This is a genomic window from Arthrobacter sp. NPDC080031 (assembly GCF_040702485.1).
Classification (GTDB): domain Bacteria; phylum Actinomycetota; class Actinomycetes; order Actinomycetales; family Micrococcaceae; genus Arthrobacter.
Genome location: NZ_JBFBLA010000003.1, coordinates 59,223 through 76,630 on the forward strand (window position 1 = coordinate 59,223; position 17,408 = coordinate 76,630).

Below are 17,408 nucleotides of genomic sequence, written 5' to 3' on the forward strand. Positions count from 1 at the left end.
GCTCCCGAGACCGCTTCACGCTTGACATGAGGCATGATGGATGCGTGAGCAACAGCACAGGGATTCCCCGGCAATCCACGGGTTCCAGGGTGATCAACCACGCACCCGCAGGCCAGGTTGCCCGTGCCCGAATGACAGGCTCCCAGCGCCGCTCCCAGCTCATCGATATTGGCCGGGGCCTCTTCGCCGCCCGCGGCCTGGACGGCACGACCATTGACGAAATCGCAGCCGCCGCAGGCGTGTCAAAGCCCGTGATTTACGAGCACTTCGGCTCGAAGGAAGGCCTCTACACGCAGGTTGTGGAGTTCGAATTCCGGATCCTGCTCGACGCCATCAACGAGTCCCTCGCCGCCGAGGCCAAACCACGCGTCCTCGTTGAACAGGCGGCCCTTGCGTTGCTTGGCTACATCGAAGAGCGGAGCGATGGCTTTCGGATCCTCATGCGGGACGCCCCGCCCTCCCAGCCCGAGGGCGCCTTCTCCACCCTGCTCTCCCACGTCGCGGATCGCGTGGAAAACCTGCTCGCCGACGAATTCTCCCGGCGCGGATTCAGCGCAGCCGACGGCGCCGTGTATGCCCAGATGCTGGTAGGCATGGTGGCCATGACCGGCCAATGGTGGCTGGACCACCGCGAGCCCGACAAACGCGCAGTAGCAGCCCACTTGGTCAACCTGGCATGGAACGGCCTGACAGGCCTGCAAAAAGAGCCGGAACTGCAGAGCGAGGGCTAGGGCGGCTGGGTGGGTTTTGTTCCGGGGTTGCGTCCGCCTCCCGGTTTCCGTGGTCACCTCCGCACGTGTCCGTGGGCACCTACGCAGCGCAACGGCCCTTCGCCGTCGCTTAGACACAGCGCATTAGGGGTCTTCCGGTCGCTGAGCGACCTCCAAACCCCGATGCGCCGCGATGCGCTCCTACCCGAAGGCCCGCAGCGCCGCTCCTGCCAATCTTCCGTTTGGCGCGCCCTAGTCTCGACGCCGGAATCCGCGCATCGAATTCCACATCCCGAGTCGCCAGAACGTTTGGGTGTCGAGAATTCCCGAAGTTTCACCAGGCCTCGAGTTCCACGGCCCCCGTACCATTGCACCTCAGCGGACGACGCCGGCAGTCCACCCGCGCGAGGCGACTTCCCCCGCCGGGGGCGGTTCTTCCGAAAGGAGCGCATCGCGACGCAACGGGCTAGGAGCTCGCTCAGCGAGCGAGTAGCCCCTTTGCGTTGTGTCTAAGCGACGCGGAAGGGCCGGCTCCGGCACCCAAGGTGACCGCGGGAATCCGGCAGCAGGCGTCGTCCCACCCCGCCTACTCCCCCAGGATCTCCGCCGCCTCGAGCCATTCGAGCTCCAGGCCTTCTTTTTCTTCGAGGAGCTCCTGCAGCTTGGTGTTCAGTTCGCCGAGGGCGTCGAAATCGCCGGATTGGGACTTGGCCGCCATTTGGACGTGGAGCTTCTCTTCTTGTTGCGCGATCTTGCCCAGCTGCCTGTCGATCCTGTTCAGGTCCTTCCGGGCTTCACGCTTCTCTGCTTCGCTCGGCCCGGAAGCGGCGGCACTCGAGCCGCTTGCCGCCGTCGGCCTGGCGCTCCCGCTCGACGCGCCGCCGGTCACCGCGCCGCTCGCCAACGCGGCTTCGCGCAATTCCAGGTACTGGTCCACGCCGCCCGGAAGTCCGCGCAGCTTGCCGTCGCCCAGAAGCGCCATTTGCGAATCCGTGACGCGTTCCAGCAGGTAGCGGTCGTGGCTGACAACGACCAGCGTGCCGGGCCAGCCGTCCAGGACGTCTTCGACGGCAGCCAGGGTGTCGGTATCGAGGTCGTTGGTGGGTTCGTCGAGCATCAGGACGTTCGGTTCGCCCACCAACAGGCGCAAAAGCTGCAGGCGGCGCCGTTCGCCACCGGAAAGGTCGGTGACGGGCGTCCACTGCTTTTCCTTGGTGAACCCGAGCTGCTCCACGAGCTGGCCGGCCGTGAATTCCTTGCCTCCCACGCTGAAGGAGCGCTTCTCGCGTTCGATGACCTCGATCACGCGAAGGTCCGACACGTCGTCGAGCTCCTTGACGTCCTGGCTGAGCACCGCGGTGACAACGGTCTTGCCACGCTTGACCTTGCCGGAACTCGGCGTGATCTCGCCGTTGAGGAGCCGAAGCAGCGTGGACTTTCCGGCGCCGTTGACGCCCACCAGCCCGAGCCGCTGCCCGGGCGCCAAGCGCAAGGTGACGTCGTCGAACAGCTTCCGACCGACGTCGTCGCCCTTGAAGTCCAGGGAGACGCCTTCAAGGTCCAGCACGTCCTTGCCGAGCCGTGCGGTTGCCATCTTGCTCAGGGCCACGGAGTCGCGTGGATCAGGAACATCGGCGATCAGCTCGTTGGCGGCTTCGATGCGGAACTTCGGCTTCGAGGTGCGGGCCGGGGCGCCCCGGCGCAGCCATGCCAGTTCCTTCTTGACCAGCTGTTGCCGCTTGCTCTCGACGACGGCTGCGCTCCGGTCGCGCTCGGCGCGGGCCAACACGTAGGCTGCGTAGCCGCCGTCGAACGGGTCAACCATGGCGTCGTGCACTTCCCACGTCCGGTTGCAGACTTCGTCCAGGAACCAACGGTCGTGGGTCACCACAAGGAACGCGCCCTGGTTGGCCCGCCAGCGGGTCTTCAAGTGCCGGGAGAGCCAGGCGACCCCTTCCACGTCGAGGTGGTTGGTGGGCTCGTCGAGCATGATCACGTCGTGGTCCTCGATGAGGAGCTTGGCCAGGGCGACCCTGCGTTTTTGTCCGCCGGAAAGAGCGTGGACGTTGGCGTGCCAATCGACATCGGCCACGAGCCCGCCCATGATCTCCCGGATCTTTGGGTTCGCGGCCCATTCGTGGTCGGCTTGGTCGCCGACGATCGCGGCCCCCACTGTGAGGTCGTTGTCGAGCACGTCGGATTGGTCGAGGTAGCCGATATTGACGTCGCCGCGTTTGGTGACACGGCCGGAGTCGGGGGTCGAGCGCAATGCCAGCAAGCGCATCAGCGTGGATTTGCCGTCGCCGTTGCGCCCGACCATGCCGATCCTGTCGCCGTCCTCCAAACCAAGGGTTACGCCGTCGAGGATGGTGCGGGTTGCGAACGAAACGGTGAGGTTTTCACCGCCGAGCAGGTGGGCCACTGGGTACTACTTTCTGGTGTGAATAGTCAGGAGAGTCGCTACTGGCGACTCGTCAAAGGAGGGTATCGGAGATGATCCTGGCACCGGGAACCGGGCCGTGCACGGCAAGGGCGTTGTGGCCCAGGTGCCGAAGGTCCTCGGCGAGCCCCTCCGCCGCCCGGGGGTTGTGGGCGAGCAAAGCCACGGTGGGGCCGGAACCGGAAACAATCCCGGCGAGGGCGCCGTTGGACTCCCCTATTCCGATGGTGTCCCGCAATTGCGGAGCCAGTTCGATCGAGGCGCGCTGGAGGTCGTTGATAAGGACTTTGCTCAGGGCGTCGGGATTCCCGTCGCGCAGCGCCTGGAGGATCTTGGCGTCCACTTCAAGCGGTTCGGGGATGTCGAGTCCCTCCATGTTCCGAAGCCTGTCCAAGGTGCGGAAGACCTCGGGGGTGGAGAGTCCGTAGTCGGCGCAGACCAGGACCCAGTCCATTTGCGCTTTGGCCAGGGCGGGTGAGAGTTCGTCGCCGACGCCAAGCCCGACGGCGGTGCCTCCGAGGAGCGAGAACGGCACGTCCGCGCCCAACTCGGCTGCAAGGTGGGCCAGTTCTTCGCGTGACAAACCACTGTTCCAGAGCGCGTCACAGGCCAGGAGTGTCGCTGCGGCATCGGCCGAGCCGCCGCCCATGCCTCCGGCAACGGGGACGCGCTTGGTGATTTCCAAGTGCACGCCCGTGGCGTTCTCCGAGACATCCCTCATGATGGCGGCGGCCTTGTAAGCCAGGTTCCGCTCGTCCAGGGGGATGTCCACGCCGTCGAGGTCCAACGTGCTTGAGGGACCGAGGCTGACCGTGATACCGGGCTCCTCAGTGCTCGTGGCGGCTACTTCCTCGTACAGGGACACCGCGAGATACACGCTGGCCACCGAGTGGTAGCCGTCGGGCCGCAAGGGACCGACGTTGAGGGACACGTTCACCTTGCCCGGTGCCCGGACGCGTACGGTCCGTGCGACGAAGCGCCCGCGGTTCGCGCCGCTGATTGCCGGATTCATGCGTCCAGGGGGTGGCGTGCCTCGGCGATCCGGACAAACGCGTTGATATCGAGGACTTCTCCGCGGGCCGTCGGATCAACGCCGGCAGCCACGATGAAACGTTCGGCCTCCGCCGCGCTCCCGGCCCACGTTGCCAGTGCCGCGCGGAGCGTCTTGCGGCGCTGGGCGAATGCGGCGTCGATGACCGCGAAGACCTGTTCGCGCGTGGCGTGCGTTGCCGGCGGTGCGCCGCGCGTGAAGGACACGAGCCCGGAGTGGATTTTCGGCGCGGGCCAGAAGACATTCATGCCGATCACGCCGGCCTTGCGCATGTGGCCGTACCAGGCGGCCTTGACCGATGGGACTCCGTAGATCTTGGAGCCGGGACCTGCGGCCAGCCGGTCCGCCACCTCGTCCTGGACCATGACCAGCCCGTGCTGCAGGCTCGGGAAATGTTGGAGCAAGTGCAGGACCACCGGGACCGCCACGTTGTACGGCAGGTTGGCCACGAGGGCGGTGGGCTGTACTGGAAGTTCGGTGACCTTCATGGCATCGGAGAGGACGAGATGGAAGTCGTCCACGGCCTCGGGGCGCCAGGTGCGCACGGTGTCCGGCAACTTGCCGGCCAGTACGGGATCGATTTCTACGGCGACGACTGTTTTGGCGGCGTCGAGCAGGCCGAGCGTCAAGGAACCCAGCCCCGGCCCGACTTCCAGCACGGTTTCCTCGGGATCGATACCGGCGGCAGAGACGATCCTGCGGATCGTGTTGCCGTCGATGACGAAGTTCTGGCCCAGGGTCTTTGTCGGGCGGACACCGATTTCCTCGGCGAGCCGTCGGATGTCCGCAGCTCCCAGAAGGGGTGCGACGGCGGCGGGTTCGGAATTCGGTTCAATCACCTAGGTATCGTATCGTCTGAGCGCCGAGCGGGGGCGCCCGCCCTCCATCTTCAGCACGCGAAAAGGCCGGGCCCGGAAGATTCCGGACCCGGCCGATTTCATTTCGCTTAGCTCGAAGCTGCCCATCCGCAGCCCCATGGCGACAGGCCGCGCTGCGCGTAGACGCGGTTGGCGATGTCGATCTGCTGGGCCTTGCTGGCGGCGGCGGCGTTGGGGGCGTAGGCACCACCGCCGGAACCGATCCAGGTCTGGATGTCGAACTGCAGGCCGCCGTAGTAACCGTTGCCAGTGTTGATGGCCCAGTTCCCGCCGGACTCACACTGTGCGATCTTGTCCCACATTGCCTCGTTCGGTGCGCCAGTCGGTCCTGAGGCAACAGCCGCGGCAGGGGCAGGCTTGGGGCGTTCCTTGGTTCCGACCGTCACCTTCGCGGAGACCGGCTTGACGGTGACGTCAGAGGAGACCAAAGTCCGGGAAGCTTCACGACCATCCACCAGGACGAGCTTGAAGGTCTTGCTGAGCAGGCCGAGGACCCCTTCCTGGGTTACGGTCTTCTGGTCGCTGAACTGGGTGGCGTCTTCCGTGGTGACCGTGTCGAAGGGAACGTTCTCCGTTTCGGTGGCGGTCTTGCTGGTGTCCACCCGCGAAACCTTGATCACCATGTTCTGGACAACGGGAGCCGAGTTGGGCTGCGAAACCCTGTCGTTCGCGCCGAGCGAGACGCCGGCATCGCTGAGGACCGTTCCCACGTCTGCCGCCGTCGTGGTTTTCGAAGAGCTCTGCCCGTCCACGATCAGGCTGATCGTCTTGGGGGTCAGGATCGAAACGTAGGACCCGGAGACGGCCAGCTGCGTGTCTTTGGGTTGGGAGACAGCGGACGCGCTCGCGACACCGAGTTCGGAGACGAGGCCTTCGACGTTCGGGGCCGTGGTGTTGACCGTACGCTGGGCGCCATCAAGGCTGACGGTGACGGCCTTGGCGAGGTTGACGTTGATGATGGAGCCGTTCTGCACCGAGGCGTCCAAGGCCGGGGAAACCCGGTCTTCAGCCTTCAGATCAACCTTGGCTGCCTTGACCACTTGGTCAACGGTATTGCCGAAGGTCTGGACGGAACTCACTTTGCCGTCGACGTTGAGGGTGACTGATTTGTTATTGCCGGTAAAAGCAACGACTCCCAGTACCAGTGCCAAAAGCACCAGCAGCTGTGCACCGACCTTGACGAAACTGAACTTGCCGTCCGTGGTGAAGAACTTGACCATGTTTGCCCGTAACTTTTAGACCATCCGGGCACGGGGAAAAGCGCACAGGGGGCCTCCTGCCGCGGTCCCGGATGCAGGCCGAAGCATGCGTGAGGACTGCAGCGGAGTTGTGCGCCGCCACACTCAATTCAACTGAAAACACCAATTGCGAACGGAGTTAGTTGTCCGAAGGCCTTCCCCGACCCCGGCTACTGGTTACCCACTGTAACCGAAGCGTTATAAAGTGGCCAAGATTTTTACATACCGGGTATGCAACGCCGATTCTGTTCAGTCCCAGGACCCATAGCTCGCGACGGTGTTTTGAGCCAGTTGCGAGCACAGCGTGGAAAGCTCTGTTCCGGTCACATCAGCCATGGAACGAACGGTGTACGGGACCATGTAACTCGCGTTCGGACGGCCCCGGTAGGGGTGCGGTGTGAGGAACGGGGAGTCGGTTTCGACGAGCACGAGTTCCGGATCCGCGATGGCCAGCGCGTCCCTCAGGTTTGCGGCGTTCTTGAACGTCATGGTGCCCGCGAAGGACATGTACCAGCCGTTCGTGTTACAGATCCGCGCCAGCTCTTCATCGCCCGAGAAGCAATGGAACACCACCCGCTCAGGGGCCCCCTCCTCCCGGAGAACCTGGACGACGTCGTCATGGGCGTCACGGTCGTGGATTTGGAGCGTGAGGTCCAGCCTCTTCGCGATGTCGATGTGGCGGCGGAATGATTGGCGTTGGTGCGCCAGGCCGTCGCCATGGGTGCGGAAGAAATCAAGTCCGGTTTCGCCGATCGCACGGACCCTCGGGTGGGCCGCCAGCTCCTCGATTTCCGCGAGCGCCGATTCCAGCTCTCCGCGGCCCGCGTAGACGGGGGCATCGTTGGGGTGGATGGCGACCGCTCCCAGGAGCCGCCGGTCCGCGTCAAGCGCCTGGACCGTGAACCGCGATGACTCAAGGTCGCACCCCACCTGCACCGCGCCCTGGACACCCACGGCCTCGGCCGCGTCGAGGGCATCCGCCACGGCAACTTCCAGCAGGCCGTGCCGGAAGTCGAGGTGCGTGTGGTTGTCCATCACGGGGACCGGCAGGGGCTCGGGAGCAGGCGGGTATTCCTTGCGGGAATCGCCGGTTTCAGGCGCGCGGTAGGAAGCCGGCGGGAGGGAATTGCACATGAATCCACCCTATCTTTCCCTGCCGGTGCCTTCCTGCTCACTCCTGTATCCCTTCGCCGTCCCTCCCTCGGGAGGCTGCCTCTGTCTGCGGCGGGCCTAGGCTGGGTAATCTGGTACAAAAGGCGGTATATCCCGGCCAGGGCACCGCTGCCCGGCTGAGGTTCTGTCATGGCTGAGGGGATTGTCCATGGACTCAAAGCGACACGGCACCGTTGATGAACAATTGCTGCCGGACGAGGCCGTGGTTGCGTTGCCACCTGAGCGCGAGTCCCTCAACGGGCACAAGCCGACGGTCATGGATCCTGAGCAATTCCATGCTGCCAGCGAGAAGATCCTGAAGGCCATCAACAAGGTGATCGACGGCAAAGCCGAGGCGGCCAAGCTTGCCCTCACCGTGCTCCTCGCCCAGGGCCACCTGCTGGTGGAGGACGTGCCGGGCGTAGGCAAGACGTTGCTTGCCAAGACCCTCGCCCGCACCATCGATTGCAAGGTCAGCCGTATCCAGTTCACCCCGGACCTGCTTCCTTCCGATGTCACGGGCGTCTCCATCTACAACCAGTCCTCGCGGCAGTTCGAGTTCCGGATGGGTGCGGTGTTCGCCAACATCGTGATCGGAGACGAAATAAACCGCGCCTCCGCCAAGACGCAGTCCGCCCTCCTCGAATGCATGGAGGAACACCAGGTCACGGTGGACGGCCATTCCTACCAGCTGGGCGAGCCGTTCATGGTTGTCGCGACGCAGAATCCCATCGAAATGGAAGGAACGTATCCGCTGCCGGAGGCGCAGCGGGACCGTTTCATGGCCCGCATCTCGATGGGCTACCCGGACAAGCTCTCGGAGATCGAGATGCTCGAGACGCACCAGGCGGTCTCACCCCTCGCCAAAGTCACCCCGGTGGTCACTGCCGCGGACGTCGCCGCGATGATCGCCACGGTGCAGCAGGTCTATGTTTCCCAATCGGTCAAGGAGTACACGGTTGCCTTGGGCCGGGCCACCCGGGACAGCGCCCGACTGCGTCTCGGGGCCAGCCCGCGCTCCCTGCTGCAACTACTGCGCGCGGCCAAAGCGACCGCAGCCCTTGACGCAAGGGATTTCGTCCTGCCCGACGACGTCATTTCCGTAGCCGAGTCGGTCCTGGCACACCGCATCATCCTTGACCGCAAGGCCGCGAGTTCCGGTGATACTCCGCAGAGCATCATCCGGGCGATGCTGGCCAACCTCCCGATAAGCCAGGACGCTGCCGCGGAACGCCGCGGCAGCTAGGGGCGAAGGAGGGGCAGGCGTGGCTCTGATCGATCTACTTCCGAAGCATCTGTTCACTTCCCGTGGTTGGGGCTTGCTCGCCAGCGGTGTGGGTTCCTTGCTGCTCGCCCAGATCATGGGCAGGCGGGATCTGTTGGCCCTCGGGATCCTGCTGCTGGTGCTGCCGCTGGTGTCGCTTGCCGGGGTCCGTATCCTCAAACCGCGGTTCCAGGTATTCCGCGAATTCCACCCCTCTTCCGTGGAGACGTCCTCCACGGCCACGGTGCGCTTGGCGGTGGCCCGGACCGGCGCGGCTGCCGGGCCGGTGATCATGGAGGAGCAATTGCCGCTGCGCTTCGGCGAACCTCCGGCTTTTCGCTTTCCTGCCCGAGCCGCTTCCGGCGGCACCAGCCGCTATGAATACCATTTGCGGTCCGGCAAGCGCGGCCAGTTCAGGATCGGTCCGGTCACCGCCGAGTTCTGCGATCCGTTCGGTTTGTCTCTGCACCGGCACCAGATCGACGACGGCGACATCCTCACCGTGACGCCTGCCGCCGTCGAACTCCCCGCCACCGGCCTCGCCGGCGCACGCGGAAACGACGGCGTGACGGCCACCCGGATCCGCGCCAATCCCAGCGACGACGACGTGATGACCCGCGAATACAGGCACGGCGACCCCATGCGACGCGTCCATTGGGCCGCGACGGCGAGGCACGGCGAACTCATGGTGCGGCAGGAGGAATCCGTCACGACGCCGGAGGCGACCATCATCATGGACCAGCGCTATTCCGCTTTCGTATCGGGCTCGGCCGCAGTCTTCGGCCCGGCCCACGAGGACGCTTTTGAGCTGGTGAGCAACGAGAACTTCGAATGGATCGTGACGGCAGCGATGTCGATCAGTGCCCACCTTGCCGACCGCAACTATTCGCTGCGTTTCCTCGATGCTGCCGGACACCCCGCATTTCGCGCATCCCGCTCCGCACCGTATCCCGAGACCGAGGAATTCAGCGGTTTGGGAGGCCTGCAATCCATTGCCGACAGCCTCGCCGCCATCCAGCTCAGCGGCCCACGGCACGTCCACGGCGAGCGCGGCCGCACAGAAGCTGCCGCCGTCGAGGGTGCCGAGGCGCCGTTCGAGGACCACCTGATGGACAAGCTGGCGGCACACCGCCTGCGCGGACCCGTTATCGCGCTGCTCGGCAACATGCCGCTCTCCGAGGCCCGCGCGTTGGCCCCGGCCGCCGGCTACGGGGCCAACGCTTTTGCCCTCGTGGTCACCGACCACCCTCACCATGTCCAGCCCGTCATTGAAGCCCTGAAGCTGGGCGGCTGGCGTGCCGTCGCCGTGAGTTCCAGAACGGACCTGCCGGCTGCATGGGCAGGTTTCGACCAGGGAGAGATCCTCGCGGCTGCTGCCGCAGCGATGGACGTCCGCCGTGGCGCGGCGGTGCCACGATGACCACTACCTCCAGGAACGGCCCTCCGGGACGGTCCCCCGGCCCGGAGGCGGCAGGGACAGGTGACCCCTCGGGGCGTGGTCCGGGACCGGCCCGCGGTCCAGGCGGCTCCCCTGGCCCGGGAAGGCCGGCCCGCCCGCGAACGCCAGGACCCGGAGCCTACCCATGGGCTATGTCGGCGGCCATCGCTTTCGCCGTACTAGGTGCCTCGCTGTCGCTCAACGGGGTGTTCAGGGGCTGGGCGTGGCTGGTTCCTGCCATCACTACGGTGTGTGTCGTCGGATTGACCCTGGCTGTGCTGCGCGCCTTGAGGGTCCACCCGGTGCTCACCACGTTGGGCGGCTTGCTGGCCTTGGTGTTCATCCTCGACTTCACGTTCTTCCGGCCTGAAAGCATCGCCGGCTTCATTCCTTCCGGCCCGACCCTTGACACGCTGGGCCAATTCCTCAAACGGGCCGGCGAAACGGTCGTCTCGGAGACTGCGCCGGTCTCCCCGAACGCCGGAATAGTGTTCGTGGCCTGTGCGGCCCTGGGCTTGGTGGCTGTCCTGACCGATGCCCTGGCAGTCCCGCTGGGCATGCCTGCAACGAGTGGCTTGGGCCTGCTGGCTGTCCTTGTGTTCCCGGCGATCATCAAGCCGCAAGGCGGCGGGCTGCCCGGATTCCTCGCCGCCGCCGTCGGCTTCATCCTGATCCTGGGTTGCAGCCAGTGGTTCGCACCGGACTCGCGGCTGCAGACCGACAACGCCCATGGCACAGGGCAGCTCAAACGCTCCATGGTGATCGGTGGCGTGGCCCTGGTGCTGGGGCTCCTGTTGCCGTTGGCGGTTCCGGGCTTCGAACGCGGGACGTTTCCCGTCGGCTCGCGGCTGAATCCCTGGGGAGTCTCGAACGGCCTGAACCCCATGATCACGCTCGGCAACAGCCTGCGGAATCCAAGCGGCGACGGCAGCATCACCTATGCCACGAGTTCCACGGCCCCGGTGTACTTGCGCTCGGTCACCATCGACAAGTTCGACGGCGATACCTGGGCACCGGACGACCGCGAAGCCTCCCGGCGCATCGGACCGGGCCGCATGGCGCCGGACTACCCGCTTCCCTCCGATCTGGTCCGCCAAGTGACGGTGGTCGATGCCGGACAATTCACCAGCCCGTATCTGCCGGTCCCCTATGCCCCGACAGCCGTCAACGGTCTGAGCGGCCGCTGGTCGTGGGATCCCGCAACGCTCAGCATCCGAGGCGAGGACGGCACGACGAGGAACCAGCAGTACACGGTGTATTCGGCGCTGCCGGCCCTGACGTCCGCAACGTTGAGCCAGGACAACGCCAAGCCCACCTCCATTTCGCAGGATTTCATCCAGCTTCCAGGCAATGTCCCGGACATTGTGAAGAACACAGCCAAGACAGTGACAGCCGGCGCCAACGGCAACTATGCCAAGGCGATGGCGATCCAGGACTATCTGCGCTCGTCCCAGTTCAGCTACTCCCTGCAGGCTCCGGTCCAAGGCGGCTATGACGGCAACGGCATGTCCGTGCTGGCCGATTTCCTGCAGCAGAAGAGCGGCTATTGCGTCCATTTCGCATCTGCCATGGCCGTCATGGCGAGGCTCGACGGAATCCCGAGCCGCATCGCCGTGGGCTACGCGCCGGGCCACGCTACAGGAGCCACAGTTGCCGTGGCGGGACAGGAGCCCCTGCCGGAGTACCAGGTGGATGCCCGTGATGCCCATGCCTGGCCCGAGCTCTATTTCGAGGGCGTCGGTTGGGTCGCCTTCGAGCCAACCCCGTCCCGCGGCGTCGTCCCGCCCTATGCGAGCGAGCCTGTGGCCCCGGGCGGCCCCAGCACCAACCTGCACGACGAGAACCTGGCCCCGGGTTCCCCGACTCCCCCGCCGAGCACAGCTGCTGTACCGCCCGTTGCGGGGCCGGGGGGTGGACCGGGCACAGCCACCGGCTCCGCGACCGTTCTTTATGTCACCGCCGCAGCGCTCCTTGTGGCGGTGTTGGCGGCGTCCCCCCGGCTGGTCCGCTCCGGCATCCGGGCGCGGCGCCTGAGGCCGGCACGGACCAGGCAGACCGGCGCGGGAGGCGCGGCCGGCCCGGCCCCGCCCCCGGATGGTCCGGTTCTGGCATGGGCTGAGCTTCAGGACCTCGCGACGGATTACGGCGTACCGCCTGTGCCCAGCGAAACGCCGCGGCATTTCGCGGCCCGATTGAGCAACTCGGCAGCAATCGGAGCGCCGACGGCGGCAGCATCGCCGTCGGGAACCGCCGACGACGCCGGGCAGCGTGCGGTCGCATCGCTCACCGGCGACTTCGAACGGCAGCGTTACGGTCCCCCGGCCCCGGCGAATACCGCAGTGGACCAAGCGAACGCAGCGGCGGTCCGGATCGCGGCAGTCCGTGCCGCGTTCCGGCGCAATGCCTCCTGGTTCGCGGTCTTCCGCGCGGATTGGTTCCCGCCGTCCTTGATGTCCAGGTGGTTCCAGCTCCTGTCGTCGCCTTTCCGCTGGCTGGGCGGCATTTCCGCGGCGGCGGCCCGCCGGGCGGGAGCCTCCGTGGCGAGACTGTTCGAAGCCATCCCCTGGCGGCGCTGACCCAACTGACTCGCATTAGATGTCGTTCTGGGCCCTGAAAACGACAACAACTGCGAGCCAGTTGGGTGACGGAACGGAAAAGGCAGGGCACCGGAACCCGAAAGTCCAGTACCCTGCCTTCATTCAACGGCAGTTCCCCGTTGCGAGAGGTCCGCCGAAGTTCTACTAGTCGGCGTAAGGATCCGCGATGCCGACGTACTGCGTGGTGAGGTATTCTTCGATGCCTTCGAAGCCGCCTTCACGGCCCAGGCCGGACTGCTTCACGCCGCCGAAGGGTGCCGCGGCGTTGGAGATGACGCCGGCGTTGAGGCCGAGCATGCCGGTCTCGATCCGTTCGCTGACGCGCAGGCCCCGGTTGAGGTCCTTCGTGTAGACGTAGGCGACCAGGCCGTATTCGGTGTTGTTGGCCAGCTTGATGGCTTCGTCTTCGCTCTTGAAGGTGATGATCGGGGCCACCGGTCCGAAGATTTCTTCCTTGAGGATGCGGGCGTCCGCGGACACGTTCTTGAGCACGGTGGGCTGGTAGAAGTAACCCGGTCCGTCCACCGGGGCACCGCCGGTGACGGCGATCGCGCCGTTTGCAACGGCGTCGGACACGAGGGCGTGCACGCCGTTGCGGGCCTTGCCGTCGATCAACGGGCCTACCGTGGAGTCCGGCTCGGTACCGCGGGCGGTGTTCAGTGCCGAGATCTTGGCCGCGAACTTGTCGGCGAAGGCGTCGGCGATGGAGTCGTGCACAATGAAGCGGTTGGCTGCGGTGCAGGCCTCGCCCATATTGCGCATCTTGGCCGCGACGGCGCCTTCGACGGCCTTGTCCAGGTCGGCGTCCTCGAAGACCACGAACGGTGCGTTGCCGCCCAGTTCCATGGAGCTGCGCAGGACTTTGTCCGCGGCTTCGCGCATGAGGGACTGCCCGACGGCGGTGGAACCGGTGAAGGAGATCTTGCGCAGGCGGTCGTCCTTGATGAGCGGCCCGGTGACCGCGCCTGCCGTGGAGGTCTGGATGACGTTGAGCACGCCTGCGGGGAGGCCGGCTTCCTGCATGACCTGCGCGAAGAGCAGGCTGGTCAGCGGGGTCAGGTTGGCGGGCTTGAGCACCATGGTGCAGCCGGCGGCAACCGCGGGGGCAATCTTGCGGGTAGCCATGGCCAGCGGGAAGTTCCACGGGGTGATCAGCAAGCAGGGACCAACCGGCTTCTTCTGGACCAGGATGCGGTTCTTGCCATCCGGGGCCGCGGAGTAGCGGCCGCTGACGCGGACGGCTTCCTCGGAGAACCAGCGCAGGAACTCGGCGCCATAGGCTACTTCGCCGCGGGCTTCGGCCAAGGGCTTGCCCATTTCCAAGGTCATGAGCAGCGCGAAGTCTTCGGCGCGTGCCGTGACCAGCTCGAACGCGCGGCGCAGGATTTCGCCACGCTCGCGGGGAGCGGTACGGGCCCAGGAGGCCTGGGCGGCTGCAGCAGCGTCCAGCGCCGCGGCGCCGTCCTCCGCTCCGGCGTCGGAGATGCTCACGAGCACCTTGCCCGTGGCGGGGTCCTCGACGTCGAACGTCTTGCCGGATGCGGCAGGCAGCCACTGGCCGTTGATGAGCAGACCCGTGGGAACGGAGGCGAGAAGTTCGCTTTCGCGATCGGCGGTAACAGTCACAGTGACTCCTTCGTCAGTCGGCGCATCCTGTAGGGGTGCACCAACACTTGATTTTTGTGGAATTACTGTCACGGTACTGCCCGCCGCGAAGCAGTGTCTACGCCTTCGCGCACTGCCGCGGGAGCACGGGTTTGTGCACTTGCACAGCGCCGGTTGAGCCCGAAGCGACCGCGCCGCGAGCACTGCCCCTACCGCGCCCCCTATCGCGCCGCGAGCACGGCAGAGTACAGCTCTCGCTTGCTGATGCGGGCGTCCTCGGCCACTGCGGCCACCGCTTCCTTGAGCCTGACGCCCTTGGCAATGAGTTCATTGACCGCGGCAACATGGTCCTCAGGCTTGCCCGGCGCTTGTTCGGGGGCGCCGGCCACGACGACGGCAATCTCGCCGCGGACGTCGTTGTTTTCAGCCCATTCGAGCAGTTCCCGGACGGTTCCCCGGATGACTTCCTCGTAGGTCTTCGTCAATTCGCGGCACACTGCGATGCGGCGGTCCGAACCGAACCGCTCGTGAAGGGCACGGAGCATCGGCTCGAGCCGGTGCGGTGCCTCGAAGAACACCATGGTCCGGCGTTCGTTGGCGAGGTCCGCAAGCCGGGAGCTGCGTTCGCCGGCTTTGCGGGGCAGGAATCCCTCGAAGCAGAACCGGTCCGTGGGCAGACCTGATAGCGCCAAGGCTGTCAACACTGCGGACGGGCCGGGGAAGGCGGTGACGAAGAGCCCTGCTGCCACGGCTCCCTCCACGAGGCGGAAGCCGGGGTCGGACACTGCGGGCATGCCGGCGTCGCTCACCATGATGATGGTCTTGCCCGCCCGGACGTGATCCAGCAGTTCTTCGGTCTTGGCGGCCTCGTTGTGCTCGTGGTAGCTGATGACCCGGCCGGACACGGTGATGCCGAGCGACTGGACCAGGCGATGCAGGCGCCGGGTATCCTCAGCGGCGACGATGTCGGCCGTCTGCAACAGCTCGATGAGCCGGCTGGAGGCATCGCCGACGTTGCCGATGGGAGTGGCAGCCAGCACGATCCGGCCTGCGCCGTCGGGCAGTGCGGGAAGCGCCTGCGCTTCAAAAGGCCCCGCCTCGGCCTCAAGGGACTCCGCCGAGTCGGGAACGGTGGTTTCATCCGGGGAGCTCAGCTGTTCAGTCACCCAACAAGCCTAATGCCCCGGCTGCCGCTTTCAGGGAGCTGCCGGAGGCAAAAGGTAGCATGGGCTAAGTGACCGATACCTCCGTGCGCCCTGCCCCGCAAACCTGGTTGATACGGCGCTGGTTGACCCGGCCAGAGGACGCCTTCACAGCCGAGGCCCTGCGGACGCGGCTCATTGGCAGCATCCAAAGCTGGCGGGATTATCCGCCGTCCTTGAGGCTGTGGTTCTGGCTGATCCCCGCCATCACGGCCGTGATCGGCGGGATCCTGCGTTTCGTCCGCCTCGACGCACCGCACAGCCTCGTCTTCGACGAGACCTACTACGTCAAGGACGCCTACTCGTTCCTGGTCAGCGGATACGAGCGGAGCTGGCCGGACAAGGCCAACGATGCCTTCAATGCAGGCAATCCCAACGTCCTGCTCAACTCCCCCGAGTACGTGGTACATCCCCCCGTAGGGAAATGGATGATCGCCTTCGGGATGTGGCTCTTCGGTTCGGACAACTCCTTCGGCTGGAGGTTTTCCGCGGCCCTGACGGGCACCCTCTCCATCGCCTTGATCGCCCTGATCGCCCTGAAGCTGTTCCGTTCCCACATCCTCGGCGCGGCCGCCGGGCTGCTGCTCGCCGTCGACGGCCACCATCTGGTCATGTCGCGGACGTCCCTGCTGGACATCTTCCTGATGTTTTGGCTGCTCGCCGCCTTTGGCGCGCTGCTGATGGATCGCGACGACGGACGGCGCCGGCTGGCGGCACGGCTTGCCGCGCTGGCAGGCGATTCCAAGGACGGCCGGCCGACGGCGTTGCACCTCGCCTCAGGGCCGTGGCTCGGATTCCGGTGGTGGCGGCTGGCGGCCGGTGTCTGCCTCGGACTGGCGGTCGGCACCAAGTGGTCGGCACTGTTCTTCGTGGTTGCTTTCGGCCTGTTGACCGTGTTCTGGGACATGAGCGCGCGGCGCATTGCGGGCATCAGGAGCTGGCCCAGCGCCGGGATCGTCAAGGACGGCATTCCGGCGTTCTTCACCATGATCCCCGTGGCCGGAGCGGTGTACCTGTCGACGTGGACCGGCTGGTTTCTTTCCAAGGACGCCTACTACAGGCACTGGGCGGACGCGAATCCCTCCGACACGTGGGGCTGGATTCCCGGGCCGCTGCGCTCCTTGGCGTACTACCACATGGAGGCTTACAACTTCCATCAGGGCCTCAGCTCGCCGCACCCGTATTCGGCGAGTCCGTGGACCTGGCTCGTCATGGGGCGGCCCACGTCGTTCTACTATGAGTCCCCCAAGCAGGGAACCCCTGGCTGCGATCTGCCCAACTGCACTTCGGCGATCCTGTCCGTCGGCAACCCGGTGATCTGGTGGGGTGCCACCATTGCACTCTTCGTAGTGCTGTTCTGGTGGGCGGGCCGGCGCGACTGGAGGGCGGGGGCCATCCTGGCCGGCGTCGCCGCCGGGTATTTGCCGTGGTTCATGTATCCGGAGCGCACCATGTTCTACTTCTACGCGCTTTCGTTCGAGCCCTTCCTTGTGCTGGCTCTCGTGTATGGATTGGGACTGGTGCTGGGCAGGAGCGGGGCTCCTCCGTGGCGTCGCCGCTCCGGCCTGTACGTTGTTGGCCTGGTGGTGGTCCTTGCGGTGCTTCTGTCGGCGTTCTTCTATCCGGTGTGGACGGCTGAAGTGATCAGCTACCAGGACTGGCGCATGCGTATGTGGATGCCGTCCTGGATCTAAGGCTCCAGAATGTCGAAGACGGCGTCGATGCCCCTCCCGTCCTGACCCTCTTTGAAACTGGAAGGGCCAGATTCACGGCGTGTCGCCGGCGTGTCGCGCAAGAACTGCCTCAAACAAGGTCAGGACGGCGCCAGCACAA

At 65.8% G+C, this 17,408-nt stretch carries 12 protein-coding genes; 5 read left to right on the plus strand and 7 right to left on the minus strand.

Annotated elements, in window-relative coordinates; genetic code table 11:
* The first annotated feature begins 131 nt into the window (after window positions 1-131).
* Complete coding sequence (locus AB0323_RS03340; RefSeq protein WP_366176246.1) at window positions 132-731, plus strand: TetR/AcrR family transcriptional regulator; 600 nt, start codon at window positions 132-134, stop codon at window positions 729-731.
* A gap of 565 nt (window positions 732-1,296) precedes the next feature.
* Here the strand turns inward: AB0323_RS03340 and AB0323_RS03345 are convergent.
* The 5 genes from AB0323_RS03345 to AB0323_RS03365 all read right to left on the minus strand — a co-directional run bounded on the left by AB0323_RS03345 (window position 1,297) and on the right by AB0323_RS03365 (window position 7,451).
* Window positions 1,297-3,132 carry an ABC-F family ATP-binding cassette domain-containing protein gene (locus tag AB0323_RS03345; protein WP_366176110.1) on the minus strand — a complete coding sequence of 612 codons (1,836 nt, stop codon included), beginning with the start codon at window positions 3,130-3,132 and terminating at the stop codon, window positions 1,297-1,299.
* 52 nt (window positions 3,133-3,184) lie between these two features.
* On the minus strand, window positions 3,185-4,162 hold the full coding sequence (locus AB0323_RS03350) for a 4-(cytidine 5'-diphospho)-2-C-methyl-D-erythritol kinase (RefSeq protein ID WP_366176111.1): 978 nt from the start codon (window positions 4,160-4,162) through the stop codon (window positions 3,185-3,187).
* On the minus strand, window positions 4,159-5,040 hold the full coding sequence (gene rsmA, locus AB0323_RS03355) for a 16S rRNA (adenine(1518)-N(6)/adenine(1519)-N(6))-dimethyltransferase RsmA (RefSeq protein ID WP_284981024.1): 882 nt from the start codon (window positions 5,038-5,040) through the stop codon (window positions 4,159-4,161). Before rsmA ends, AB0323_RS03350 begins: the two co-directional genes overlap by 4 nt.
* Window positions 5,041-5,147: 107 nt before the next feature.
* On the minus strand, window positions 5,148-6,299 hold the full coding sequence (locus tag AB0323_RS03360) for a transglycosylase family protein (RefSeq protein WP_364532435.1): 1,152 nt from the start codon (window positions 6,297-6,299) through the stop codon (window positions 5,148-5,150).
* 267 nt (window positions 6,300-6,566) lie between these two features.
* Window positions 6,567-7,451, minus strand: a complete 885-nt coding sequence (locus tag AB0323_RS03365; protein ID WP_366176112.1) for a TatD family hydrolase — start codon at window positions 7,449-7,451, stop codon at window positions 6,567-6,569.
* A 187-nt stretch (window positions 7,452-7,638) separates the two neighbouring features.
* On the opposite strand from AB0323_RS03365, the gene AB0323_RS03370 reads away from it, so the two are divergent.
* From AB0323_RS03370 to AB0323_RS03380, 3 genes are all read left to right on the plus strand, one after another.
* Window positions 7,639-8,715: an AAA family ATPase gene (locus AB0323_RS03370; protein ID WP_366176113.1), complete on the plus strand. Its 1,077-nt coding sequence runs from the start codon at window positions 7,639-7,641 to the stop codon at window positions 8,713-8,715.
* A gap of 19 nt (window positions 8,716-8,734) precedes the next feature.
* Window positions 8,735-10,153: a DUF58 domain-containing protein gene (locus tag AB0323_RS03375; RefSeq protein ID WP_366176114.1), complete on the plus strand. Its 1,419-nt coding sequence runs from the start codon at window positions 8,735-8,737 to the stop codon at window positions 10,151-10,153.
* 170 nt (window positions 10,154-10,323) lie between these two features.
* Complete coding sequence (locus AB0323_RS03380; RefSeq protein WP_366176115.1) at window positions 10,324-12,747, plus strand: DUF3488 and transglutaminase-like domain-containing protein; 2,424 nt, start codon at window positions 10,324-10,326, stop codon at window positions 12,745-12,747.
* Between the two features lie 165 nt (window positions 12,748-12,912).
* Here AB0323_RS03380 and AB0323_RS03385 read toward each other — a convergent pair whose 3' ends face one another.
* Together AB0323_RS03385 and rsmI are read right to left on the minus strand one after the other, a co-directional pair.
* Window positions 12,913-14,394 carry an NAD-dependent succinate-semialdehyde dehydrogenase gene (locus tag AB0323_RS03385; RefSeq protein ID WP_366176116.1) on the minus strand — a complete coding sequence of 494 codons (1,482 nt, stop codon included), beginning with the start codon at window positions 14,392-14,394 and terminating at the stop codon, window positions 12,913-12,915.
* A gap of 200 nt (window positions 14,395-14,594) precedes the next feature.
* Complete coding sequence (rsmI, locus tag AB0323_RS03390) at window positions 14,595-15,437, minus strand: 16S rRNA (cytidine(1402)-2'-O)-methyltransferase (RefSeq protein ID WP_366176247.1); 843 nt, start codon at window positions 15,435-15,437, stop codon at window positions 14,595-14,597.
* A 170-nt stretch (window positions 15,438-15,607) separates the two neighbouring features.
* On the opposite strand from rsmI, the gene AB0323_RS03395 reads away from it, so the two are divergent.
* Complete coding sequence (locus AB0323_RS03395) at window positions 15,608-17,269, plus strand: phospholipid carrier-dependent glycosyltransferase (protein WP_366176117.1); 1,662 nt, start codon at window positions 15,608-15,610, stop codon at window positions 17,267-17,269.
* Window positions 17,270-17,408 lie beyond the last annotated feature (139 nt).